This is a genomic window from Achromobacter sp. CSND-B12 (assembly GCF_052906545.1).
This window is the reverse complement of record NZ_JBREGJ010000001.1, coordinates 4911425-4936398: the sequence shown is the minus strand read 5'-3', so window position 1 is coordinate 4936398 and position 24974 is coordinate 4911425. Positions and strand designations below refer to the sequence as shown.

The window sequence follows — 24974 nt, the reverse complement described above, 5'->3', positions numbered from 1 at the left end:
TCAAAGGAAGCGGTCCAGCAGTTTGCGGCTGTGCTTGTCGAGCGACAGGATGTCGCGCACCAGGTAGAAGATGCCGTGGCTGTCGGCAATCAGCAGCGTCTGCGGGTTCAGGCGCCGGATGTCCTCCTCGCCGCGCAGCGTGAAACTGGTGGGGCCCTTGTCGGTCTCCACCTTCCAGACGCTGGGCGTGGCGAAGGTGGACACGCTGGCCAGCTTGCGGATCTCGGGCATGAATTCCCGCCCGGCCAGTTCCTCTTCGATCAGGGCGCGTTCGGCGGCGGGCACGTCGGCCAGCCGCTCGATCCACAGCAGTTCGCGGCCTTCGCCTGTCACCAGCGACAATCCGCGATCGGCCTCGCTGATCGGAAAGGCCCGCACCGGAATCACGCCTTCGTGCGCGACGCCGTCGGCGCCCTGGAACACCAAACGCCCGAACGCGTTGCGTCGCAGCTGGAAAACGGGAAGCGTCATGACGGTTATCTCGCTCAGGCCACGGCGGCCATGTCTTCGCTGCCGGAGGCCTGCGCGTCGGCCTCGTTCTGGCGCGCCTGCGCCTGGTACAGCCGGTAGTAGGCGCCTTCACGCGCCATCAGTTCCTCGTGCGGGCCCTGCTCCACGATCTGGCCGCGGTCCAGCACCACCAGCCGGTCGGCCTTGCGCAAGGTGCTCAGGCGGTGGGCGATGGCGATGGTGGTGCGCCCGCGCACCAGATTGTCGAGCGCCTTCTGGATTTCCTTCTCGGTGGTGGTGTCCACCGACGACGTGGCTTCGTCCAGGATCAGGATGCGCGGATCGATCAGCAGCGCGCGCGCGATCGAGATGCGCTGGCGCTCGCCGCCGGACAGCGCCTGGCCGCGTTCGCCGACCAGCGAATCGTAGCCATGCGGCAGCCGCAGGATGAATTCATGGGCATGGGCGGCGCGGGCCGCCGCCACGATCTCGTCGCGGGTGGCGGCCGGCTTGCCGTAGGCGATGTTCTCGGCGATGGTGCCAAAGAACAGGAAGGGTTCCTGCAGCACCAGCCCGATGTTGCGGCGATAGTCAGCCACCCGCACCGAACGGATGTCGGCGCCGTCCACCAGGATCGCGCCTTCCGACACATCATAGAAGCGGCAGATCAGGTTGATCAGGGTGCTCTTGCCCGAGCCGCTGTGGCCCACCAGGCCGATCATCTCGCCGGGCGCGATGCTCAGGTCCAGGCCGCGGATGACCTGGCGGTTGCCGTAGCGGAAACCGACGTCGCGCAATTCGATGCGGCCGTTGATCTGCGGCAGCTTGGCCGGGTTCTGCGGCTCCGGCACGCTCGACACGTGATCCAGGATGTCGAAGATGCGCTTGGCGCCAGCGGCTGCCTTCTGCGTCACCGACACGATGCGGCTCATCGAGTCCAGCCGCGTGTAGAAGCGCCCGATGTACGCCAGGAAGGCCGCCAGCACGCCCACCGTGATCTGCTTCTGCGACACCTGCCAGATGCCGAAGATCCACACCACCAGCAGGCCGACCTCGGTCAGCAAGGTGACCGTGGGCGAGAACAGCGACCAGGTGGTGTTGACGCGGTCGTTCACCTCCAGGTTGCGGTTGTTGGCCTCGCGGAAACGCGCCACTTCGCGCTTTTCCTGGGCAAAGGCCTTGACCACGCGGATGCCGGGAATGGTGTCGGCCAGCACGTTGGTGATCTCCGACCAGATGCGATCGACTTTCTCGAAGCCATGGCGCAGGCGGTCGCGCACCGCGTGGATCATCCAGATGATGAACGGCAGCGGCACCAGCGTGACCAGCGCCAGCCACGGATTGATCGACACCAGGATCGCCGCGGTCATGGTGATCATCAGGATGTCGTTGGCGAAGTCCAGCAGGTGCAGCGACAGGAACACGCAGATGCGGTCGGTCTCGCTGCCGATGCGGGAAATCAGGTCGCCGGTGCGCTTGCCGCCGAAATACTCCAGCGACAGCTGCTGCAGGTGCTCATAAGTGGTGGTGCGCAGGTCGGCGCCGATGCGCTCGCTGACCCAGGCCAGGATGTAGGTGCGGGCCCAGCCCAGGCCCCACGCCAGGATGGCGGATCCAAGCAGTCCGCCCAGGTACAGGCGCACCTTGCCATAGTCGATCGGCGCGCCGTTCTGGAACGGGATCAGCACGTCGTCCATCAGCGGCATGGTCAGGTACGGCGGCACCAGGGTCGCCGCGGTGCCCAGCAGGGTCAGCAGGAAACCGGCCAGCAACGGCAGGCGGTATGGCCGCGCGAAACGCCACAGGCGCAGCAGCGCCCAGGTGGTGGATGGGGATGCCTGTTCCTGGTTGCAGGTGGGGCATTCGTCCTGGCCGGCGGGAATGACGTTATTGCAGATGGTGCACTGGCGTTCGCCCGGCGCCGCCTCCTGGTGGCCGGACAGGCGGATGGCCTGCTGCGCCTCGAACTGGCCCAGCAGCCGCAGCGCGGCCGGATTGCAGGCCAGGGTGAAGCGCCAGACGCCCAGGCGAGCGCTGTCGTCGTGCAATTCCAGCACGGCGGCGCCGGCGTGGTCGGAAAGATTCAGGGACAGTTGAGGGCCATAGGGCCAGGCTTCCCAGCCGGTATCGGCGGGATTGCGGGCGATCAGGCGGCGGTCGGTCACCGCGACCAGGCCCGGACGGAACTTCAGGCGCTGGTCCAGGTCTATTTCGAGCCAGGCCAGCAGGGTTTCGCCCTCCGCCAGTTCTGCGCGGAATTCATCCCGCCAGCGGGCAGGAAAGGCTTCGGCTAGGCCGGAAAGCAGGTGTGTTTTTTTCATTGGAACGCATACCGGGCCAGGACTCTGCCCTACAAGGCGGCGACGGCATCCCAACCCCGGGTTGGAAACGTGTCCCTTCCTTACAACACAACGAGTTCACGCCTTTGAAGGCGTCGTATAGTATCAGCCGATTTTTCTAATTAGGAATATCTGGGATCCCCCACTCGTTGGCATTATTCTTAAGGCGCAACCCCAATAAATTCGCGGTCTTGCATAGGGGCGTCCGCGCGTGCCAACCTGCTTCTCAAGTAAATTAAAACATGAAAAAGAAAGACATTGAATTTCTCGATGTCGTGGCTTTGCGCGGCCCGAACATTTGGACGTACCGTCCGGTACTTGAGGCGTGGGTGGATATCGGCGAGCTGGAGGACTACCCCTCCAACACGATCCCCGGCTTCTACGAGCGGCTGACCGCCTGGCTGCCTACGCTGATCGAGCACCGCTGCAGCCCGGGCGTGCGCGGCGGTTTCCTGTCGCGCGTCAAGGAAGGCACCTGGCCCGGCCACATTCTCGAGCATGTCACCCTGGAATTGCAGAACCTCGCCGGCCTGCGCGGCGGTTTCGGCAAGGCCCGTGAAACCTCCACCCGCGGCGTCTACAAGGTCGTCGTGCGCGCCTGGCAGGAACAGGTCACCCGCACCGCCCTGAACGAAGGCCGCGACCTGGTCATGGCCGCCATCGAAGACCGCCCGTTCGATGTGGACGCCGCCGTGGCGCGCCTGCGCCGGCTGGTCGACAAGCACTGCCTGGGTCCCAGCACCGCCTGCATCGTCGATGCCGCCGACGACCGCGACATCCCCTACATCCGCCTGTTCGAGGGCAACCTGGTGCAGTTCGGCTACGGCTCGCGCCAGCGCCGCATCTGGACGGCCGAGACCGACCGCACCAGCGCCATCGCCGAAGGCATTTCGCGCGACAAGGACCTGACCAAGGAACTGCTCTCGACCTGCGGCGTGCCGGTGCCGGAAGGCCGGCTGGTCGACAGCGAGGACGACGCCTGGTCGGCCGCCGAGGACATCGGCCTGCCGGTGGTGGTCAAGCCGTACGACGGCAACCACGGCCGCGGCGTCTTCACCAACCTGACCACCCGCGAAGAAGTGGTTTCCGCCTACCGCGTCGCGGTCGACGAAGGCAGCGGCGTCATCGTCGAACGCTTCGTGCTGGGCAACGAACACCGCCTGCTGGTGGTCGGCAACCGCATGGTGGCCGCCGCCGCCGGCGAGCCGGCCTGGGTCACGGGCGACGGCAAATCCACCATCACCGAACTGATCGACAGCCAGATCAACACCGACCCGCGCCGCGGCCGCACCGAAAACCACCCGCTCAACCCGGTGCGGCTGGATTCGGCCGCGCGCCTCGAGATCGCCCGCCAGGGCCTGTCCGAAGACAGCGTGCCGGCCGATGGCCAGCGCGTGCTGGTGCAGCGCAGCGGCAACGTCGCCTTCGACGTCACCGACCGCGTGCACCCCAGCGTCGCCGCCACCGTGACCCTGGCGGCCCGCGTGGTCGGCCTGGACATCGCGGGCGTCGACCTGGTGGCCGAGGACATCTCACGCCCGCTGGACGAACAGCGCGGCGCCATCGTCGAAGTCAACGCCGGCCCCGGCTTGCTGATGCACCTGAAGCCGGCCGACGGCACCCCGCGCCCGGTCGGCCGCGCCATCGTCGATCACCTGTTTCCCGAAGGCGACGCCGGCCGCATCCCCATCGTCGGCGTCACCGGCACCAACGGCAAGACCGTGGTCGCGCGCCTGGTCGCGCGCCTCCTGCACCTGTCGGGCAAGCGCACCGGCCTGGCCTGCAGCGAAGGCCTGTACCTGGACCGCCGCCTGGTGCAGAAAGGCGACCGCGCCGACTTCGCCTCCGGCACGCGCGTGCTGATGAACCGCAACGTCGATGCCGCCGTCATCGAGAACGACAGCGGCGTGATCCTCGGCCAGGGCCTGGCCTACGACCGCTGCCAGGTCGGCGTGGTCACCAACATCGACGACGCCGACCATCTCGGCGACTTCGACATCAATGAAACGGAACGCATGTTCAACGTGTTCCGCACCCAGGTCGACGTGGTGCTGCCGACGGGCGCCGCCGTGCTCAACGCGCGCGATCCGCGCGTGGTGGAAATGGCCGAGCTGTCCGACGGCGCCGTGATCTTCTTCGGCATCGATCCCGCCCTGCCCGCCATCACCGCCCACCTGCAACAGGACGGCCGCGCCGTGTTCGTGCGCGACGGCGGCATCGTGCTCGCCCAGGGCGCCCACGAAGAACGCCTGGCCGACGTCGCCGCGATTCCGCTTACCCATGGCGGCCGCGTCGCCTTCCAGGTCGAGAACGTGCTGGCCGCCGTCGGCGCCGCCTGGGCGCTCGACATTCCGGTCGAACTGATCCGCGCCGGCATCGAGACCTTCGACATCGACCAGGCCGACGCGCCCTGGCAGTTCACGCTGTTCGAGCGCAACGGCAGCACCGTGGTGGTGGACGACGTTCACAACGCCTCCGCGCTGCGCCCGCTCATCGCCGCCATCGACCAATTCCCGTCGACCACGCGCGCCGCCGTCTATTCGGCCGGCGCCGACCGCCGCGACGTGGACCTGATCGAGCAGGGCAGGCTGCTGGGCGACGCCTTCGACCGCGTGGTGCTGTACGACGACGCCACCGTCACCAGCAAGCGTCCCGCCGGCCAGGCGCGCGCGCTGCTGCGCCAGGGACTGGATCAAGGCAGCCGCGTAAAGCAGATCATCGACGAGCCGGACCACGGCAAGGCCATCGAGAGCCAGCTGTCCGGCATCGCCGCGGGCGACTTCGTGCTGCTGCAATCCGACGAAGCCTTCTCCGGCCCCACCATCGATCTCGTCCGCCGCTGGATCCAGCAACACTGACATCATCGCGCGCGCCACGGCCATCGCCGCCGGCGCGCGCAAGCTAGACAGGAATACCTGCCATGGAAGTTTCCCGTATCCGAGCGCTGCGCGGCCCCAACCTGTGGAGCAAGAACACGGCGATCGAAGCCATCGTGTCGTGCGCCGACGCCGAATGCTCCATCGACAACCTGCCCGATTTCGAAGCGCGCCTGCGCGCGCGGCTACCGCAGACCGGCCTGCTGCGTCCCGAGGGCCACCAGGGCGCCGTCTCGATCGCGCACGTGGTGCAGATCGTCGCCCTGACGCTGCAGGCCTACGCCGGCTGCCCCGTCACCTTCGGCCGCACCTCCTCCACCATCGAGCCCGGCGTATTCCAGGTGGTGGTGGAATACAGCGAGGAAGAAGTCGGCCGCCTGGCCATGGACCTGGCGCAGCAGCTGGTGCAGGCGGCGCTGGACGATGCGCCGTTCGACCTGGCCGACGCCCTCAAGCGCCTGCGCGAGCTGGACGAGGACGTGCGCCTGGGCCCCAGCACCGGCTCCATCGTCAACGCCGCCACCGCCCGCAACATTCCCTACCGCCGCCTGACGCAAGGCAGCATGGTGCAGTTCGGCTGGGGCAGCAAGCAGCGCCGCATCCAGGCCGCCGAAACCGACCTGACCAGCGCCATCTCCGAATCGATCGCGCAGGACAAGGACCTGACCAAGATGCTGCTGGACGCGGCCGGCGTGCCCGTGCCGCTGGGCCGCTCGGTCACCACGGCCGAAGACGCCTGGGCCGCGGCCCAGGAGCTGGGCGGCCCGGTGGTGGTCAAGCCGCGCGACGGCAGCCAGGGCCGCGGCGTGGCGGTCAACATCGAGACGCGCGAGCGCGTGATCCAGGCTTTCGAAGTGGCCGAGGAGATCAGCTCCGAAGTCATCGTCGAGCGCTACATCCCCGGCCACGACTTCCGCCTGCTGGTGGTGGGCGGCGCGCTGGTCGCGGCCTCGCGCCGCGATCCGCCGCAGGTGACCGGCGACGGCGTGCACACCATCCGCCAACTGGTCGACCAGGTCAACGCCGACCCGCTGCGCGGCGACGGCCACGCCACGTCGCTCACCAAGATCCGCTTCGACGACATCGCGCTGGCCACGCTGAAAAAGCAGGGCTTCGACGCCGATTCGGTGCCCGCCCCGGGCACCCTGATCTTCCTGCGCAACAACGCCAACCTCAGCACCGGCGGCTCGGCCACCGACGTGACCGACGAAGTGCACCCCGAGATGGCGGCGCGCGCGGTCTCCGCGGCCCGCATGATCGGCCTGGACATCTGCGGCGTCGACGTGGTGGCCGAAAGCGTGCACTACCCGCTCGAAGACCAGAACGGCGGCGTGGTGGAAGTGAACGCCGCGCCCGGCCTGCGCATGCACCTGAACCCCTCCTTCGGCAAGGGCCGCGCCGTGGGCGAAGCCATCATCGCCAACATGTACGCCGACGGCGACGACGGCCGCATCCCGGTGGTGGCGGTGGCCGGCACCAACGGCAAGACCACCACGGTGCGCCTGACCGCCCACATCCTGGGCACGGCCGGCAACCGCGTCGGCATGACCAACTCCGACGGCGTCTACGTCGACAACCTGCGCATCGACACCGGCGACTGCAGCGGCCCGCGCAGCGCCCGCAGCGTGCTGATGCACCCGGACGTCGACGCCGCCGTGTTCGAGACCGCGCGCGGCGGCATCCTGCGCGAAGGCCTGGCCTTCGACCGCTGCAACGTCGCCATCGTCACCAACATCGGCATGGGCGATCACCTCGGGCTGGGCTACATCAGCACCGTCGAAGACCTGGCCGTGGTCAAGCGCGTGATCGTGCAGCACGTGCATCCGAGCGGCACCGCCGTGCTCAACGCCGCCGATCCCATCGTCGCGGAAATGGCCTCCAGCTGCCCCGGCTCGATCACCTACTTCGCCGAGGACCGCAACCACCCGGTGATGGCCACGCACCGCGCCCAGGGCCTGCGCGTGGTCTACCGCGACGGCGACGCCATCGTCGCGGCCCAGGGCGGCGAGGAAACCCGCTTCCCGCTGGCCGAGATCCCGCTCACGCGCAACGGCACCATCGTGTTCCAGGTCGAAAACGCCATGGCCTCGATCGCCGCGGCCTGGGCGCTGGGCCTGGACTGGAGCATCGTGCGCCGCGGCCTGGCGACTTTCGTCAACGACGCCCAGACCGCGCCAGGCCGCTTCAACGTGTTCGACTATCGCGGCGCCACCGTGATCGCGGACTACGGCCACAACCCGGATGCCATCCTGGCGCTGGTGCGCGCCGTCGACGCCATGCCGGCCAAGCGCCGCTCGGTGGTCATCAGCGGCGCCGGCGACCGCCGCGACGAAGACATCCGCATGCAGACCGAGATCCTGGGCGAAGCCTTCGACGACGTGCTGCTGTACCAGGATCAATGCCAGCGCGGCCGCGCCGACGGCGAGGTGCTGGCCCTGTTGCAGCAAGGCCTGGTCAACGCCAGCCGTACTCGCCACATCGAGGAGATCCACGGCGAGTTCCTGGCCATCGACACGGCGTTGGCGCGCCTGAACGCCGGCGACCTGTGCCTGATCCTGGTGGACCAGGTGGAAGAGGCGCTGGCGCACATCGCCCAACGCATCCGCGAAGCCTGATCCCGGTCGCGGGACCGAATGAAAACGGGGCGCCTTGTGCGCCCCGTTTTCATTGCCCGGCCCTTCAGCCGCGGGCCGATAGGTCGGGCGCCGCCGCCTGGTACCGGTCCGTCACGTGGGTGCAACCGAGCGCCGCCATCGCGGCCAGCGCCAGCAGGATCGTGCCAAGGAATCGTTGCGTCATGCATGTCCTCTCTGTGTGAAGGGGGCCCGGCCACGCGGGCAGCAAACCCGTGCGTGGAACCTGCCCCAAATATACCGGTGCCCCGGCCACCCGGCCAGCCTCGGATGGCCCGCCTGCCGGCCTCAATTGCCGTGCCGCCCGAGGCGCCGGTCGGGCAGGCCTTCATCGGGTAGGGCTCCGTTACCTGCCCTGCTCAAAACGGCTCAAGACGTTGCTCAGATGTAACTTCCCCTCCTGGTGCGCCTGCGCTACCTGCCGTCGAAAGACGCGCGCTTTGCCCCGTCCCCCGCCGTTACATTTGCCCACAGCGTCCTTTGACAGGGCTCGCGGACGGCCTGTACCTTGAACTCAAGCTGATCAGTGTCCAACTCAACCGCGAATGCACAAGCTTATCGGCCATAAGCCGCCGCATCCGCCACAACGAAGAGAGGTCACCATGAATAACGACATCATCGCTGGCAAGTGGAAGCAACTTACCGGTAAGGCCAAAGCGGCCTGGGGTGAACTCACCGACGACGAGTTGACCCGTACGGAAGGCAACGCCGAGCGCCTCGCTGGCCTGATCCAGGAGCGCTACGGCAAGACCAAGGAACAGGCGGAAAAGGAAGTGCGCGATTTCTTTGATCGCAACCCCTGATCCCCACGCCACCAGGAGAAGCTGACATGTTGCACTACGCCGTAGTTTTTTTCGTTATTGCGATCATCGCGGCTGTCCTGGGCTTCGGCGGCATTGCCGCCGGCGCCGCGGGCATCGCCAAGATCCTGTTCTTCGTCTTCCTGGTTCTGGCGCTGCTGTCCATCCTGGGCGGCGCATTCCGCAAGAAATAGAAGAACATCGCACCCCGAGAATTTTCGCTTAGCCGTTGCGTCCTGAACGCGCTGAAAACCACATACACAAGGAGCACAACTATGGAATTCCGCAAGCTGATCGCCGCCGCCGCACTGGGTACGGGCGCTGTCTTCACTTCCATGGCCTTTGCCGCCAATGACGGCAAGCCCAAGCAATCCGTGGGCGAATACGCCTCCGACGCGACCGTGACCACCAAGGTCAAGGCCGCCTTTGTGGCCGACAAGCAACTGAGCGCGCTGGACATCGCCGTTGAAACCACCGATGGCGTGGCCAAACTGACCGGCACCGTCGGCACCGCCGCCGAAGCCGACCACGCCGCCACCGTCGCCCGCGGTGTCGAGGGCGTGAAGCAGGTGATGAACAACATCAAGGTCGACCCGGCCAAGAACAAGAAGTAACCCGCCGGGCCTTGATGGCCATCCAATGAAAAACCGGCGCCTGTGCTCACACACAGGCGCCGGTTTTTCATTGGGCGCGGGATCGCGGCAGCCCGAAGCGCGCGCCAGACCGTTTTGCCGCCAGCGCTACCGCGGCCCGCCTGACAGGCACAGTCCGGTCATACCGGACCCGCGCGAACACTCAGACGTCCACCGTGCCGCGCCCGATCTCCAACGCGCGGCCGCCCACCTGGATGCGGCCATCGGCCTGCACGTCCAGCAGCAACCGGCAAGGACGGCCCATCTGGTCGCCCTGCTCCACCAGGAAACTGGCGGGCAGCGCGTGCTGCCGATGCCGCAGCCAGCCCCCCAGGTTGGCGCAGGCCGAGCCGGTGCCGGCATCTTCCTGCACCCCGCCGCCGGGCTTGGCATAGAAATAACGCGTCACCACGACGTCGCGCCCGTCCTGCCGGCGATTCGGGTCGAAGGCGAACAGATAGCAGACCTTGCGCCCCAGGCTGTTGGCCTGCCAGCGCTCCAGCTGCGAGGCATCCGGATTCGCGCGCCTCAACGCGTCGACGTTCTTGAGCGGCACCAGTAGCTGGTCCGCGCCCGTATCCACCCAGATGGGATCATCCGCCAGGTCGTCCAGGTCCAGCCCCATCAGCCCGGCAATATCAGCGGCCGGCAGCGTCGGCGCCGCCGTGCGCACGCCATTCGGGCAAGGCGCGGTGAAAGTCCAGGCGTCACCCTGCGCGGTGACCGGCACGACGCCGGCCTTGAATTCCAATGTCAATGCATCGCCACGCTTGAGCAGGTCGCGCACCACCTGCGACGTGCCGATGGTCGGATGGCCCGCGAAACCCATCTCGAAGCCGGGCGTGAAGATGCGCACCCGCGCATCGGCCACGTCGGACGGCAGGATGAAAGTGGTTTCGGAAAGATTGAACTGCGCCGCCAGCTCGCGCATGGTGGCATCGTCCATGCCACGCGCGTCTTCGAATACACAGAGGGGATTGCCGGTGAAGGTGCTGGAGGCGAAGACGTTGAGAAGACGGAATGCGTAGGTAGCCATGGGCTGGAGGGAGGTTGCCGTGGGGAGGAAGGCCATTACTTTATCGCAACGGGCCGGCCAAGAGACGCTCCCAGTGCTGCCCGTTTTTGATCGTTTTTTCCGCCCAACGCATCAGGGGTGTTTTCCCGAAAACACTGTCCCGGCGATGACACACACTTGGTGTGGAACAGCACAGTACTGACCACCTCTCTCGGCTCGGAAGGTGCGCCCATGCGCTGCCTTCACCCCGATTCAATGCAAACCAATGATTATTGGCCAAATCAAGTGCAACCAACATCTCTAAATTTCTCAACCTGCCTCTCAACTTTCTTGAGCATTCAAAAACCGAGTTTTTCTCAACCCCACCAATAATTCCCAAAACCCTACCAACCTCAAAACGCACAACAAAGCAGCCGTTAATTAGAATTTCACATACATCCCCATCCTCACCAGGAGTGCAGGTAAAACCATATGCAGAATCACCTCCCTGAAATAATGATGGCCTTTATCGTGAACAACAATCCTGACAATTAGAGAACCTACCACCTAAGTACTTTGCAACACCGCGGTCTCCCAGCACACGACCTATCGCATCGCGGATCAGCCTGCTGTTTGCCGGGATATCGCCATACTCTTTCCGGCGCGCATTTGGATCGGTGGCGCAGACCGAGATCAACCGGCCCTGCTGCGCAACGCTCAGCCGCTCCATCTCCTCGATGACTTGATGGCAATCGCCGCGGACCACACCTCCCGGGATTTCACGCTCTGCCATTTACCAAATCCAACGCAATCAGTACTTTCAAGTTATATTCCTTGCCCCTCAACCCCTTCAAATAATCCGCAAGCAAAACCTCACCGCCCTCGCTTATAACCCCCTCTTCCCGCGAAATTTCAAAATTCACGACCACCCTACCATTTATCAGTATTTCATATATATCCCCATCCTTGTATGGTGTGGGTGCGCCTTCCACAGTGGGAGGGTGCTGGGGTAGGGACGTCCTCATCCATCAGCCGGTAGCGCCCGGACTGCCAGAACGAGAGCATCCCACCCCGCCTCACAGCGTCGATAAGGAATCTAGCGGCCAGGACCGCCGATTGATCGCAAGGTAACGCCCGAGGCGAGGCCACCCCAGCGGACTAAACGTATCGCAGGGAGAGCCATCATGCAAATATCTGGCTGCTTTATTGGGGTCGATGTCGGGAAGTTCGAGTTGCAGGTTGCCGGTCACGAGGGCGCCATTGTGTCCGGGAGCTTGGCCAATAGTCGATCGAGCATCGTCGGTTGGCTCAAGCGGTTGCCGACGGGCAGCGTAATCGCGATGGAGGCGACCGGGGGTTATCAGGAATTGTTGGCGCGCCTGGCCCATGAGCGGGGGTTTGCGGTGTATGTCTTGAACCCGACGCACGTGCATCACTACGCGATCTCGCTGGGCAACCGAGGCAAGACAGATCGCCTGGACGCCGAAGTCATTGCTCAGTACATCGCGCAGCGCCACACCAAGTTGCATCGCTACGAGCCGGTCTCGGCGGAACTGCAGCAAGTGCGCTCGCTGCAGTCGCTCAGGGCAGCGGTAGTGCGGGTCGGTGCGTCCTTGAGGCTGTCCTCGCAGCGCCATGGCTGCGCCAGCGGCCATCAGGAGAAGGCGTTGGCCAGCTTGCGCGCCTGGGCCGATGCGCTCGAGCGCGAGCTGATCGCCAAGGTCAAGGCGCATGGTGAGTGGGCCAAGACGTACGGGCTGCTGACCGGCATCTGTGGGATCGGGCCGATCAATGGCGCGGCCCTGACCACGCTGTTCAGCCGCGTACCCTTTGCCAGCAGCGATGCGGCGGTGGCGTTCTGCGGGCTGGATCCGCGCCCCAAGGAGTCGGGCAGGAAAGTCGGTCGGCGGCGCCTGAGCAACCAGGGCGACAAGGCGGCCAGGACACTGTTGTACAACGCGGCAAGCTCGGCCGCTCGTACGGCTCACTTCAAGGACTACTACGCCACGCTCAGGGCTCGGGGCTTGCCCTCGACGGCTGCGCTGGTGGTGATCGCGCGCAAGCTGTTGCGTATCGCCTACGGTGTCTGGCGCACCGGCCAGGCCTTCGATCCGGCGAAGTTGAACTTCAAAAAAACTTGACCCACACCATAGAATCTCGTCTGGCGTGCAGGTGAATACGTGAGCAAATTCAATAATCTCGTATTTTTTTTGCAAAAACTCCATTATTTTCACATTACTCTTGATCGACAAATTTGACGCAACAAGCCTATCTCGTATCGCCGATTCAGTGCGAGTTCCTCGCAATTTCACTCTATCCACCCCCCATCAAAACGAGCACCTCTTTGCCGCTTTAGGGTTGCACACCATATATAAAACCCCAAATTCCGAGCATTACCCTTTCAGACCCAAGTATTTCTAGAAAACGGGAAAATGCCTCAGAATCCCCTTCTAGAAGATCATCAACGAGCGCCTCATCGACTATGGGCTTATAGAACACACCATCATTTACGTAGACATAGTCACCCAGTAATGATGCCTCTACTATTTCGACCTCATGCGAATCATGCGCAAGAAGTCCATCATATCCTTTGGAAAGTCCACAAAAATATGTTTTACCGCCAATCCAATAGATCCCAAATACCTCAACGTTCGCCCCTGAATCGATTCTTTTTACTTTCATTACCAGCCATCCCCAACAGCTGCTCCAGTCACCAACAGGGCTCTTTGAAGTTGCGATCTCGATATCGCCGTTCTTTTCAGAATTTCAATTAATTGACCGGCGCGCATTACATTCAAAAAAAATCCAACACTAATTTCTATCAATAAAAACCATCACTCAGCACCCGCTCCGATTTCAGAATGGTTATAAATCTCTCATAAGCAACCTTATCCAACTCCAGTAGATCGTCCAACAAACCCTCCTGAATCAAAGCCCAATGATTGACACCATGCGCACTACCATTGGAAAAAAACACGGTTTTAAAATTCATCTCTCTTTCGACAATAGTCACTTCCTCTAACCTATAGGCTTGCAACCCCCCATGACCTGCTTGCAAACCATAAAAGTATGTCTCCGCACCTAGCCAATATATGGAAAATACATCAACAACAGACCCGTCGCTTTCTTTAATCTTCATTTAGCTTCCCCCTAAAAATTGATTACTTTAGAGATCAGATTTAAAACACTCCTAAAATCTCCGCACCCACTAAATACCTCAACATTACCCACACGCATCCAACAAAAATAGAATCTGTCGCTTTAATTCCAGATTCATTAATGCCTCCTTGCTTAGCGGAGGATAAAGATATCCATATACATTGCTTGACATAAACCCTGCCATTCCGGTCTAAAACCCAACATCCCACAGAACTACCTCGTTATTGAAGATCGGGTTGATGCTGCCGTCGTTCGCGTGCGCCGCGTCACGGTCACCTACATGCCAGCTTCAGCACGCAGCCTGTAGCCAGGGCAGATGATATTGACGACCCATGCCTTTCTCGCTATTTACCGGAATAGTTGTAGGACGCCGGCAATTCATAGTCCTCTGGAATGTCGGCCCATGGCCTGTCGTCAGCCCACCCGATATTTTCAATGTCATCACAAATACGCTCAAAGAAGTCCGAAAGCGCCCTTGAGGAAGATCGAGCCATCGCTAGTGCGTACTTAACCGCCACCAAGTCATTAATTCTTATAGCCTCGTCCAGGGCATCCAAATGCATCTGAAAGTCCGCCACTTCACCACTAAATTCACCATCTAGATTCGACGTGTAATCAATCCTCCAATTTTCACTGAAAAACCCTTTTTTTAAACCTGACAAATCATACAGGCTGGGCATTAAAAATTTAAGCTCATTGAATTCTTTAAAATCAAACGTATAACTTTTGCATAACTCATAAATCTCAGGAACAGCATATGTTTTTGGCACATCGCACAGTCTCCCTCCCTCGGACCAACCAACCCGGTCGAGGTCTTCCACGATATTCGCAAAGAATCCCTCGGCAATATTTGAGCGCCCCCTCACCCTCACCAATGCGCACATGATCGCAGGGAGATCAGAGTTCCGCACAGCCGCGCTCAAGAAATTTATCGCCAAACCAAGCTCTGCAACATCCTCTTTAAACTCATCATCCAAATTTAAACTATAGTCAATGCTCCAATCAGCACCCACAAAATCGCCACCAATTCCGGACATAACATGCAATTTCGGCAACATCAATTTTATTTTATTTATATTAATCATTTCAAACTCCTCCCTCGCGCCGCCCTCGTCTTACGATCATTAACAGAACCATCCAGGTTTAAAACATACCGAAAATTTCCGTGCTTATCAAAAACCTCAATATGATCCATATGCGTCCCATCCAAATAGAATTTATCGCCTTTTCTAATATTATTACCAATACGACGATCCGCTTGATAAACAGCCTGTCCGTGGTAGTGCTGGCTCGTTTTCCGGGAGGCGTCTTTTATTTCACTACCGAACCCAGGCTGCTCTAGAAATTCCGCCGCCTTTCCAACTGCGTCCTTATTCGGCTGGTATCGGACATTTCCTTTGTGATCCTCACCTGCTTTGCCATGTACCGAATGGCTCTTTGCCGGTGACTTCCCCCCCTTCCCCACCCCGCCGGTAATTGCCCCCAGCACCGCCCCCGAGAGCAACTCGGCCCGATCTTTGTCGATACCATAAGTGCGTGCTAGCCGCTCTGCAAACTCGGTACTAGATACAACACCTTCAGCGTCAATCTGCTGCGACAGCAAAGGCCCCATATCCGCCCTCATCTGCCATGGAATATCGCTGTCTCCCAGCACACGATCTATCGCATCGCGGACCAGCATGCTGTTTGCCGGGATATCGCCATACTCCTTCCGGCACGCATTTGGATCGGTGGCGCAGACCGAGATCAACCGGTCCTGCTGCGCAACACTCAGCCGCTCCATCTCCTCGATGACTTGATGGCAATCGCCGCGAGCGCCGCAACCTCGTGCGCGCTCCGCGAACTCGTCCAACTGAGGTGCGCTCAGATTGTTATTCTCGACCGCATTCCTGCCCGCCTGCGCGCCAGTCACCCCGCCGGCCGCATCCCCCGTGGCGAGGCCACCCGCAATTCCCGCCGCCAACTGGCTCAGCGCGCTTACCTGCTGCTTCTCGGTTTCACTCAGCGCGTCGGGGTCTTTACCTGGAAACAGCTGCCGCGCGATCACCCGCGCCGCCAGTTCGCCGCCGCCCGCGCCCAGGCCGCCGGCCAGCGGCGATTGGCCGTTCAACTGCGCCGTCACCGCGCCCAGCACCGCGTGCGCCATGGCGTTGGCCGCGGGATTGTCCTCGCCGATCCGCCGCTTGATTTCGGTCGCCAGGTAGGGCGCCGCGGCGCTGCCCAGTGCGCCGGCCAGGTTGTCGCCCGCCAGCGCCGTCAGCGCGCCGGTCACCGCCTGTGCCGCTTTCTGCAGGTCGCTGCCGGTGCCGTAGTGCTTCATGGCATTGGCGTACGCCCTGTCCATCACGTCCGCATCGGTGTAGAGCCGGCCCTCCTTGCCCAGCTGTGCCCTCGCCTCGGCCAGCGCCTTCGGGTCCGTCTGCGCCTTCAGGCCCGCGATATCGCCCTGCGTGCGGATGACGTCCATCGACTGGCTGCCGATCTCGCCGATCAGCTGCACTTGCCTGAGACGGTTCTGCTCTTTCTCCTTGTTGAAGATCGGGCTGATGCTGCCGTCGTTCGCGTGCGCCGCGTCACGATTCAGTTCCGCCACGTCCTGGCGCTGGTTGGCCTGGTCGTGCACGCGTAAACCGCCTTCGCTCACCGCCGCCAGGGTGGTGCCCGACGCATGCCCGCCGTGATTGGCGCCGGACAACATGCCGCCGGCCGCATTGGTCAACAGGTCCTTGCCCACCGGCCCGCCGGTTCCCATCGAACCGCCGCTGTGCCGCGCCTGGAAGTCCGCCCGGTTGTCGATGTCGCGCCAACCCAGCGTGCCGGTATCCAACAGGTTCTGGTCCGGGCCGGCCGTGCTTGCGATCACCGCGCCATCCAGCTGGGTGTGATGGCCCACGTTGATGTCGTAGCCGCCCCGGCCCGCGAACAGGCCCGTCTGCTCCTTGACCGAATCGAAGTCGCTGCGCAGTTTGTCCTGGCTGGCGCTGATGTTCGCCGTGCCGCTCATCGAGCCGAAGCTGAAGCTGCCTCCCGCGCTGATGTCGCGCTGGCGCGCGGAATAATGGTCGCTGTCTTGCTCGCTCTGCAGCGTCAGATTGCGGTCGGCGTTGACCTCGATGTATTCACCGCCGACCTGCGCGCCCTTGAGCAGCGTGTCCCGACCGCTGGCCAACATCACCGTGCCGCCCGCGTCCAGCGTGGTCTCGGTATGGGTCAGCCCACGTCCTTTTTCGCGGCCTTTGCCCGCATTGACGCCAGCCGACACATTGATGCCGTAGCCCCCGGCGCCCGCGCCGATGCCAATGCCGACATTGCCGCCGTGGCTGCTGCTTGTGCCGTCGATGCGCTCGACGTTCCGCGCCGACAGCAATTCAATATCGCGGTCGGCTGAAAGCAGCACATCCCCGCCGGCCTTGACCAGGGTGCCGGCCAACACGACATCGCCGCTGTCGGCCCCCCTGCCCGCGCCGGTGGCGGTGATCGAGATATCCCGCCCCGCATTCAGCGTGCTGCCCTGCGCGCGCCGGCTCTCGCTGCGCGTTTCGGTTTTGGACGACTGGCTGCCATAGGAAATGTTGACGCCGATCGTGTTGGTCGCCCCCTGCACCGCATCCTTGTCGCCGGCGCTCAGGCCTGCCGCGGTGTTTTTTGCATCGGCGGCTTGCGTCTGCAGATCGTCCCGCTCCAGCGCCTGCGCGGCCTGGACGCCGGACAGCGCCGCCTTGGCGCCCTGCAGCGCCCGCAACCGCCCGTCGCTCTCTTGCCCGGCCTGCCGGGCCGCGCTGACCGCGGTGTTGAGCGTGCTGCCCACCGTTCCCGACAGCGCGATGGTCAGGCCGCGTTGTTTCGATTCAAAGGTCTCGTGGCGGGTGCGCTCGTCATAGCCCGGGTCGATACGCACGCTGTCGCCAGTGATGTCCAGGTCCGTCCCCGCCACCAGGTCGGCGCCGCGGACATGCACGCGGTTTTCCGCAGTGATGGTCACGTTGCCCTGGGTACTGCCTATGGTGCTGGCGCTCTGGCTCTGGATGACGCCGTGCTCGTCCGCTTCGTGGCGCGAGGACTGGTTGCCGAGGGTGAAGCCGATGCCGCCGCTGTCCAGCAGTCCGCTCTTTTTCTTCTTTTCCAGCAGGTAGTGGGATTCGGTTTCGGTGGCCGCTGAAATATCGACGTCGCGCCCCGCGCGCAGATTGACGTCGCGGTCGCCGACAATGGCCGAACCGGTCACCGTCAGGTCATTGCCCGCCACGATGCTGACCCGATCTCCGCTCAGCACGCTGCCGGCCTCGCGCGTCATGCGGTCGTCCTTGACCGTATCGCTGCTGCTTTTGCGCAGGAAGCCTTTTTTCTCGGCGTGTTCCCGCGACTGCCGCGTCTCGCTCTCGGTGCTGCTGGCGATCCGCACATCCTGCCGCGCCTGCAGGGCGAGATCCCCCTGCTCGCTGTGCAGCGTGCTGGCCGTCACGGCGATATCGCCAGTGCGGGCGACGATCGTTATGCCATCCTGGCCACTGAGCGTGCTGCCGGTGGCTTCATTGCGCGACGATTCCATCTCGCGCCAGCCCTTGGTCTTGCCGTCACGCGTATGCTCGACGTCCTGATCGGTCACTCGCCGACGCGCGCTGCCGACGGAGACGTCGTTGGCCTCCAGGCTTATGTGTCCCTGCCGACTGTCGACCTGCGCGCCTTCCAGCACGGCGGCGTTGCCCGCCAGTACCGTGACGCCTTTATCACCGCTCACGCTCGCCAGGCTCAAGCGCTGCTCTTCCCGCTGGTTGTCGACCGAAGACGTGCTGCTGCCGGCCTTGAGCCGGGTCGTGTTGGTGGTGGAGGCCGCCGACAACCGCACATCGCCCTCGGCCTGCAAGTACGCCGAACCGCCCGCCGCGACCTGGCTGCCCTGCAGGACCAGATCCCGCCCCGCCGTCACGCTGACGTTGTTGCCCGCCTTCAGGCCGCTGCCCTGCGACTGCTGCCATTCGCCGCTGACTTGCGCCATCCGCTGGCCGGCGGTTTCCATGCCCGAACGGGTGCGGTTGCCCATGGCGCCGGAAATCACGTCGACGCTGGCAGTGTGGCGGCTCTGCGCGACGCCGATGTCCAGGCTGTCACGCGCGCTCAGGTTCAAGTCGTGCGTGGCGTCCAGCCTGGCGCCCCGCAAACGGATGTCACCGCCACTCAAGGCAATGTCGGTGGCGCTCATGCTGGCCTGGCGCAACGCGTCCTGCAGATTGCTGCTGATCGCCAGGTGATCCGCCTGTATGTCGATGCGGTCGGCCTTGATATCACCGCCTCGATGCAGGAACTGGTCCGCATCGATCCCGAGCGCCCGGTCGGCGAAGAGATTGCCCGCGTTATCGACGCTGCCTGCCGACAGCTGAAGGGCGCCGCCGCCAACCAGCGCGCCATCGCCAGTGAGGCGCAGCGTGGATGCGGCCAGGTAGACTTTGGGGACCCATACGGTCTGCGGGCCGGTAGCGGTATCGACCGATTCGCTCACCATCCACACGATATCCTGCTGCAGCGCCGCGATCTGGGCAGGCGTCAAGGCCACGCCTGGCACCAGTTGCAGGTCTTGCGCCGTTTTTGCGCCATTGGCCATCAACGCCTGGTACTGGTCCATCGCGCTTTCACCGCGCACGGACGGCCGCCCGGTCAATTGCAGCAACTGTTCCCGCACCAGGCGCTGTTCGTAGAAGCCATCCCCCAGGCGCTTGTGCGCCCGTGCCGGATCAAACCCGACCTGCTTCAGCAGATAATCACTGCTGATGAATCTGCTGCGGCTGGTGAAGCGGTCATCGGTCACGACCAGGTACGGACTGTCCTGGGCCGCGGGCTGGCGGAACAGACCGTTGTCCGGAATCGAGGTCGCCACGCGGCGCAAATGCCGCTTCTGCGTCAACGCCTGTTCGGCGGGCAGGAGCGGACGGTCGCTCGCCAATTGTGTATCGCCGCCGATGCGGTCCGCGTCCGGCACCGTGACCGCCAGCGGGTTGCGCTCCCATTCGGCGCGTTCGGCCTGCACGGCCTCGAATACGGCGGCCACGTCGCTGATCTGCGCCTGCGCGACTGTGGTGTTGGTGACGCTGGCGCCGCGGATGGTGACGTTGCCATTGCCGCTGATGATGCCATCGACGGTACTCAGCGCCGTGGTGGCGTCGCGGTTGAAGGTCGGATACCAGTGCACCGTATCCTTGTCGTAGTGGTCGACAATGATTTCCTGGCGCCGCTCGTTCACCGAATACCCGCGGTTGTCGACCACGCCGTCATCAGGGATATCGAGGTTGCCGTTTGCGGTGATGACGCTGGCGTCGTTCAGCAGGCTGCCGGAGATGCGCAACGCCATGTCGCCGCCCGCCAGGATGCGGGCGCCCGTGCCTTCGGATACCAGGCTGTCGCGCGTGACGGTGCTGGTGACGGTGCGCTCGCGGAAATTGCTGTAATCGGTCACGAAAGGCGCGGCGGCAATATCGACGTGCCTTTCCGGATCCCACTGTTCCAGGCGCCCCCAGTCGAACTCGCGCCAGACGGTGTTTTGATACGGCGTCGGCACGAGGCTCTGCCGATGCCCGCGCGTTTCGTAGAAGGTCATGGCATAGCTGCCATCCGCGCCAGGCACCAACGCCAGATAGTTGACCCATAGGTCGGTCAGCTTCCCCCATCGGTTGCGGACCCGCAGCTGTGCGCGTTTGGCCGGCGCATCGATCGCCAACAGGGTGCCGTACGGGTTGCTTTTGGCGGCATCCTCGTCCTGGAAGGTCAGGCGTTGCGTGGTGGGCGCCACGCTGCTCCGGTCGGGGTTGACCTTGGAGCCGTAGGAACGCCAGTAGTAGTTGTAGCGTTGCCAATTGGTGGCGGGATCTGTCTGCGCGTCCCGGGCGATCACCAGGCCTTCGCGCAGATTCTCCAGGCGCTTAGCTTCGATCGCCACGTCGCCATCGGCCTCAATGATGCTTGCACGGTTCTCCAGCAGGTCGCCACTGCCCAGGTTCAGCGCGCCGCCGCTATACAGCAGGCTGCCGTCCCGGTTGCTCAACCGTTCCCGGGCCTGCAACGACAGCTGCTGCGTCGCGGCGACCACGCCATCGCGGCCATGGTTGTCGATCACACGGCCACGCACGGCGACGTCATCGCCCATCACGCTCGCGGCGTTGTCCAGCGTATCGACATCGAGCGCCATGCGGTCGGCTTCCAGCCGCCCCTGGTTGCGCAAGGCGCCCGTCGTCACTTGCAAGTGCCTGGCCGCCAGGGATCCCTGGTTGGTCAAGTGCGTGGAGTGCACGACAAGATCGCCCGGCAACAGCCATTCGGCCTGGTTGTTCAACGTGCCATCCACGGCAAGCGTGACCTGGGCATTACTGCTGATCGTGTCACCGGCCTGGTGGGTGTAGTCCTGCCCGATCGAAAGGGACAGCGCGTCCTGGCTGCGCAGGGTGCCCGCCCGGTTGTCCAGGGCATGGGCATCGATGGCCAGCGTGCCAGCGCTTTCCACCAACCCGTCCTGGTTGAACAGGAACAGCGCGGAAGGCGAATCCGCTTCGTCCGCCTGGATCCGCAGCGCCCCGTTGGCCCGGATGCTGCCCTGTCGATTGTCCAGGCTCGCCAGTCCCGACAGCGTGAGGCTGCCGACGCTCTGCAAACGTCCCGACGTGTTGTCCACCGAGCGGGCCGCCACGCCGGTATGGATTGCCCCCAGCAACAGGCCGCCATCGCTATTGTTCAACCAATCCGCCGTGATGTTCAGCCGCTCCTGGCTGGTGATATTGCCGCGCCCGCTGTTGTCCAGCCGCGCCGCATCCAGCAGGAATGTCCTGGTGGCAACCAGCTGGCCCGCCTGATTGTCCAGTTGCTCGCTGTTCAGCGTCAGGGCATCGCCGCTGTGGATCTTGCCTTGCCGGTTATCCAGCATGGCAACGCGGTAGTCGCCCGCCCCCTGGCTGATGAACATGCCATCGGCGTTGTTCAGGTGATCGGCGACCACGGCCAGCGCGCCCCGGCTGCTGAACACGCCAGCCCGATTGCCGACCCGGGCAGCAACGATCCGCTGATCACCATTGCTGCGCACGGCTCCACGGTCATTGCCCAATCGTCCGACAATTCGTAGATCGAGCTCGCGCTGGCTGTCGATTGCGCCGCCTTCGTTCAGCACCTGTCGCGCATCGAGTTGCAAGGCCTCGCCGCTTTGCACGTGGCCGTCGCGGTTGTCCAGCGATTCGCCCAGGTCGAGCCGCAGTTGGCGCTCGCTGTGAATCAGGCCCTGCCGCGTGTTGTCCAGGCCTTGCGCGGCCAGCGCCAATCCCGCGCCGGTCGATATCCGGCCCGCGGCGTTGTTGAGGGCGCCGGCGCGGGCGCCCGCCTCGGCGCCTTGCACGTCCAGCCGCCCCCCGACGCTGATGTCGCCGGCCTGGTTATCGATGTCCTGCGCAACGCGCAGCGTCAGATTTGCGGCCGACCGCAGCGCGCCCTTGCCGTTGTCCAGGGCATTCGCGGCAAGCGCGGCGTCGCCCAGCGTCTGTATCGACCCGTCCCGGTTGCTGAACGCGCCACCGACGGCGGACCACTCCCCCTGGCTGCCCATCCACCCTTGCGTATTGAGGATGTCCTGCGCATGCAACCGCTGGCTTTCGCGGCTGAAAATACGGCCATCGCCGTTGTCCAACGCGCCCGCAAACCAGAGATCCAGGCTGGCGAGCGACTGGATGCTGCCTTGCGCATTGCGCAACTGCCCGGCACGAACCGCCGTCTGGCCGTGGCCGGTCAGCATGCCGCCCTGGTTGTCCAGCGTTCCGTCCAGCGTCAACGCCAACGCCTGCTGGCTCAGGACGACGCCTTGGTGGAGATTGCGCAGCGCTCCTCCCGTCAACGACATGGCGCCGCCGCTTTGCAGCGAGCCCGCGCCGTTGTCGAGCAGGCTTGCCGCGCCGCCCTGCCAGGTCAGCGCTTGCCCGGCCGTCAGGATGCCCTGCCGGTTGACGAGATCGTGGAAGGTGCCGAGGCGCAGGTCGCCGCCCGATTGCAGCCTTCCGGCGGTGTTGTCGAGCCCGTCCACCGTCACCCGGACCTGCTCGCCTCCCAGGGCGGTCGCGTCGCGGTTGTCCCAATGGCCGCCCGCCTGGACCGACAGTGTCCGCCCGGCTTCGAGCCAGCCCTGCGCGTTATCCAGCGCCTGCCGCGCCGTCAGGCGCAGGTCGCCCTGGCCAATGAGCTGCCCTTGCCTATTGCGGACGCGCTGCGCCGTCACATCGACCTGCGCGGCGGCAATCATTCCGCTGGCATTGTCGAGCACGCCCTGGGCATTCAATTTCAGCCCCTTGCCAACCCGCAGCGTGCCTTCGCTGTTGTGGAAATCACCACCTGACACAACGTCCAGCGACTCCGCGCTGGAAATCATGCCGGACCGGTTATCCATGCTTGCGGCACTCAGCGCCAGGTCACCATTGCCGCCCAGTTCGCCGCCGCGGTTATCCAGCAGGCCAGCGATGCGCCCACGTGAGGCCCCACCGCCGAGCATCACCAGGCGTCCCTGTCGGTTGTCCAGGGAGCCGGCATCCAGCTCCAATTGGCGGGCTTCGATCACGCCGCCGCTGTTGTCCAACGCCCCCGTCAAGGCGAAGCGGCTTTCTCCGTCTTCCACCTGGGTCCAGACGGCGGCCTGGTTGAGCAGGCTGTTGCCACCGACCCGCCAGCTGCCGGCGCGGACCTTGGCCTGTTGCGCATCGATGGCGCCGGTGGTGCCCAACACCAACCGGCGGCTGTCGATCGTGGTTTGCCGCAGCGCGATCTCGCCGTCTTGCGCGTGGATCCGCAATTGGTCTGCCGCAAGCGTGCCCTGGCTCAGGTCGATGCGGTTTCCCTTTATATCGATTGATTTCCGGCTCAGCAGATTGCCGCTGGCCCGCACGTCCTGCTGGCTGGTCAATACCAGGTCCGCCATCCGAGTCAGCGAGCTGTTGATGTCGCTGCCGGCCAGCAGGTTGCCGCGGCTCTGGATGCCCTGCCCGGCCGTCAGCCGGACATCACCCGCGGCCGCCAGCGTGCCGGATTGTTCGATGTTCCCGGTCCGGCTTGCGACCGACAGCGCGTCGCCGCCATACAGCTTGCCGTGATGCTCGAGGCCGTCCCGCGCGGCCAGGGAAATATCACCGCCCGCCTGGGTCACTGCCTCGGTGGAACCCGATAGCCAGCTGAGCCTGCCTTCGCTGCTGACCGTCAGCGTTCCCGCCGCCTGCAGATGCCCGCCCTGATTGCGCACTCCCACTCCGGCCTCGGTGCCAATCATGCGGATGTGGCCGCTGTACATGCCGCCCAGCTGGCCCATGTCTATCGCCAGTTCTGGCGTCATGGCTTCAGCGCCCAGCGGCGCGACCGTTTTCGCATCGGCGCTGACGCGGTTGCGCCCCGCTATCACCGACACGGCGTCCCTGGCCCAGACGCCGGCGTTTATTTCGACCGCGCGCGCCAGGATGTCCACATAGGCGGTGTCATGGCGCGCATCGCCGTTCAGGCCGCCGCCTTCGATGCGCACGACGCCCCGCTCGACCCGGAATCCCGCCAGGCTGCCGTCGGCGTTGCGCTGCGGACTGCCGGTGCTTAGCGTCATGCGCCCCGCATTGATCGTGCCGCAGCCATCGCACACAATGCCCGACGGATTGGCCACGATGACCTGCGCCTTGTCGCCCGCCACCTCCATGAAGCCGCGCAGCACGCTGGGATTGCTGCTGTTGATCTCATTGAGAATGACACGCGCCGTGGCGCCGTTCGGACCGAAGTTGGGATTGCCCTGGATCATCCCGGCCAACCCGGTGGAGGTCATCGTGGCCGCGTTGTTCAGAATCGCGCCACGCCGATCCACGTCGAACCGCAGGTACCGGTTGTGCGACAACCCGCCCAGATCGGGCGCGGCAATGTTGACTTGCGGCAGACCATTCTGCGTGGTCACCACCTGCGGGCGCTGCCCGGTTGGCGCCGCGCCGTCGGCAACGATTCCGTCCGCGGCCGCCGGCCTGCCAGGCATGACCAAACCCGCCAGCCAGACGGTCCACAGGATGAAAGCGAAACGGTAGCGGTATTGCATGAGCCAGGTCTTTGAAAAAG

Annotated in this window: 14 protein-coding genes; 6 read left to right on the top strand and 8 right to left on the bottom strand. The window is 64.0% G+C overall.

The annotated features are described in order from the left end of the window. Both ACUTAG_RS23215 and ACUTAG_RS23210 read right to left on the bottom strand, forming a co-directional pair. A complete protein-coding gene (locus tag ACUTAG_RS23215) occupies positions 1-471 on the bottom strand; it encodes a cyanophycin metabolism-associated DUF1854 family protein (RefSeq protein ID WP_026383735.1) in 471 nt (156 codons plus the stop codon). 14 nt (positions 472-485) lie between these two features. After that, positions 486-2771: a cyanophycin metabolism-associated ABC transporter gene (locus tag ACUTAG_RS23210; RefSeq protein ID WP_148316475.1), complete on the bottom strand. Its 2286-nt coding sequence runs from the start codon at positions 2769-2771 to the stop codon at positions 486-488. Between the two features lie 260 nt (positions 2772-3031). On the opposite strand from ACUTAG_RS23210, the gene cphA (ACUTAG_RS23205) reads away from it, so the two are divergent. The 5 genes from cphA (ACUTAG_RS23205) (at position 3032) to ACUTAG_RS23185 (ending at position 9712) form a co-directional block, all read left to right on the top strand. Continuing rightward, entirely contained in the window at positions 3032-5647 is a 2616-nt protein-coding gene (gene cphA / locus ACUTAG_RS23205) for a cyanophycin synthetase (RefSeq protein ID WP_148316473.1), read from the top strand. 62 nt (positions 5648-5709) lie between these two features. Beyond that, entirely contained in the window at positions 5710-8280 is a 2571-nt protein-coding gene (cphA, locus tag ACUTAG_RS23200) for a cyanophycin synthetase (RefSeq protein ID WP_026383737.1), read from the top strand. A gap of 620 nt (positions 8281-8900) precedes the next feature. After that, positions 8901-9101 carry a CsbD family protein gene (locus ACUTAG_RS23195; protein ID WP_006389412.1) on the top strand — a complete coding sequence of 67 codons (201 nt, stop codon included), beginning with the start codon at positions 8901-8903 and terminating at the stop codon, positions 9099-9101. A 26-nt stretch (positions 9102-9127) separates the two neighbouring features. Beyond that, a complete protein-coding gene (locus ACUTAG_RS23190; protein WP_006389411.1) occupies positions 9128-9292 on the top strand; it encodes a DUF1328 domain-containing protein in 165 nt (54 codons plus the stop codon). Positions 9293-9373: 81 nt separating this feature from the next. Further along, complete coding sequence (locus tag ACUTAG_RS23185) at positions 9374-9712, top strand: BON domain-containing protein (protein ID WP_024068163.1); 339 nt, start codon at positions 9374-9376, stop codon at positions 9710-9712. 181 nt (positions 9713-9893) lie between these two features. On the opposite strand, the gene ACUTAG_RS23180 is transcribed toward ACUTAG_RS23185, so the two are convergent. Beyond that, positions 9894-10766: a PhzF family phenazine biosynthesis protein gene (locus ACUTAG_RS23180; RefSeq protein ID WP_148316471.1), complete on the bottom strand. Its 873-nt coding sequence runs from the start codon at positions 10764-10766 to the stop codon at positions 9894-9896. Positions 10767-11250: 484 nt separating this feature from the next. After that, on the bottom strand, positions 11251-11517 hold the full coding sequence (locus ACUTAG_RS23175) for a hypothetical protein (protein ID WP_131726721.1): 267 nt from the start codon (positions 11515-11517) through the stop codon (positions 11251-11253). A 391-nt stretch (positions 11518-11908) separates the two neighbouring features. Between ACUTAG_RS23175 and ACUTAG_RS23170 the strand changes: the two genes are divergently transcribed. After that, positions 11909-12865, top strand: a complete 957-nt coding sequence (locus ACUTAG_RS23170; RefSeq protein ID WP_058665164.1) for an IS110 family transposase — start codon at positions 11909-11911, stop codon at positions 12863-12865. 211 nt (positions 12866-13076) lie between these two features. Here ACUTAG_RS23170 and ACUTAG_RS23165 read toward each other — a convergent pair whose 3' ends face one another. The 4 genes from ACUTAG_RS23165 to ACUTAG_RS23150 all read right to left on the bottom strand — a co-directional run bounded on the left by ACUTAG_RS23165 (position 13077) and on the right by ACUTAG_RS23150 (position 24954). After that, on the bottom strand, positions 13077-13406 hold the full coding sequence (locus ACUTAG_RS23165) for a hypothetical protein (protein WP_076472014.1): 330 nt from the start codon (positions 13404-13406) through the stop codon (positions 13077-13079). A 139-nt stretch (positions 13407-13545) separates the two neighbouring features. Continuing rightward, positions 13546-13863, bottom strand: coding sequence for a hypothetical protein (locus ACUTAG_RS23160; protein ID WP_076472015.1), 318 nt, complete (start codon positions 13861-13863; stop codon positions 13546-13548). A 364-nt stretch (positions 13864-14227) separates the two neighbouring features. After that, positions 14228-14968, bottom strand: a complete 741-nt coding sequence (locus tag ACUTAG_RS23155; protein ID WP_131726720.1) for a hypothetical protein — start codon at positions 14966-14968, stop codon at positions 14228-14230. Then, positions 14965-24954: a hemagglutinin repeat-containing protein gene (locus tag ACUTAG_RS23150; RefSeq protein WP_148316469.1), complete on the bottom strand. Its 9990-nt coding sequence runs from the start codon at positions 24952-24954 to the stop codon at positions 14965-14967. The genes ACUTAG_RS23155 and ACUTAG_RS23150 overlap by 4 nt, the downstream gene beginning before the upstream one ends. Positions 24955-24974 lie beyond the last annotated feature (20 nt).

Coding starts and splice junctions, on each gene's coding strand:
- ACUTAG_RS23215 (WP_026383735.1), bottom strand. CDS start 471: ATGACGCTTCCCGTTTTCCAGCTGCGACGCAACGCGTTCGGGCGTTTG.
- ACUTAG_RS23210 (WP_148316475.1), bottom strand. CDS start 2,771: ATGAAAAAAACACACCTGCTTTCCGGCCTAGCCGAAGCCTTTCCTGCC.
- cphA (WP_148316473.1), top strand. CDS start 3,032: ATGAAAAAGAAAGACATTGAATTTCTCGATGTCGTGGCTTTGCGCGGC.
- cphA (WP_026383737.1), top strand. CDS start 5,710: ATGGAAGTTTCCCGTATCCGAGCGCTGCGCGGCCCCAACCTGTGGAGC.
- ACUTAG_RS23195 (WP_006389412.1), top strand. CDS start 8,901: ATGAATAACGACATCATCGCTGGCAAGTGGAAGCAACTTACCGGTAAG.
- ACUTAG_RS23190 (WP_006389411.1), top strand. CDS start 9,128: ATGTTGCACTACGCCGTAGTTTTTTTCGTTATTGCGATCATCGCGGCT.
- ACUTAG_RS23185 (WP_024068163.1), top strand. CDS start 9,374: ATGGAATTCCGCAAGCTGATCGCCGCCGCCGCACTGGGTACGGGCGCT.
- ACUTAG_RS23180 (WP_148316471.1), bottom strand. CDS start 10,766: ATGGCTACCTACGCATTCCGTCTTCTCAACGTCTTCGCCTCCAGCACC.
- ACUTAG_RS23175 (WP_131726721.1), bottom strand. CDS start 11,517: ATGGCAGAGCGTGAAATCCCGGGAGGTGTGGTCCGCGGCGATTGCCAT.
- ACUTAG_RS23170 (WP_058665164.1), top strand. CDS start 11,909: ATGCAAATATCTGGCTGCTTTATTGGGGTCGATGTCGGGAAGTTCGAG.
- ACUTAG_RS23165 (WP_076472014.1), bottom strand. CDS start 13,406: ATGAAAGTAAAAAGAATCGATTCAGGGGCGAACGTTGAGGTATTTGGG.
- ACUTAG_RS23160 (WP_076472015.1), bottom strand. CDS start 13,863: ATGAAGATTAAAGAAAGCGACGGGTCTGTTGTTGATGTATTTTCCATA.
- ACUTAG_RS23155 (WP_131726720.1), bottom strand. CDS start 14,968: ATGATTAATATAAATAAAATAAAATTGATGTTGCCGAAATTGCATGTT.
- ACUTAG_RS23150 (WP_148316469.1), bottom strand. CDS start 24,954: ATGCAATACCGCTACCGTTTCGCTTTCATCCTGTGGACCGTCTGGCTG.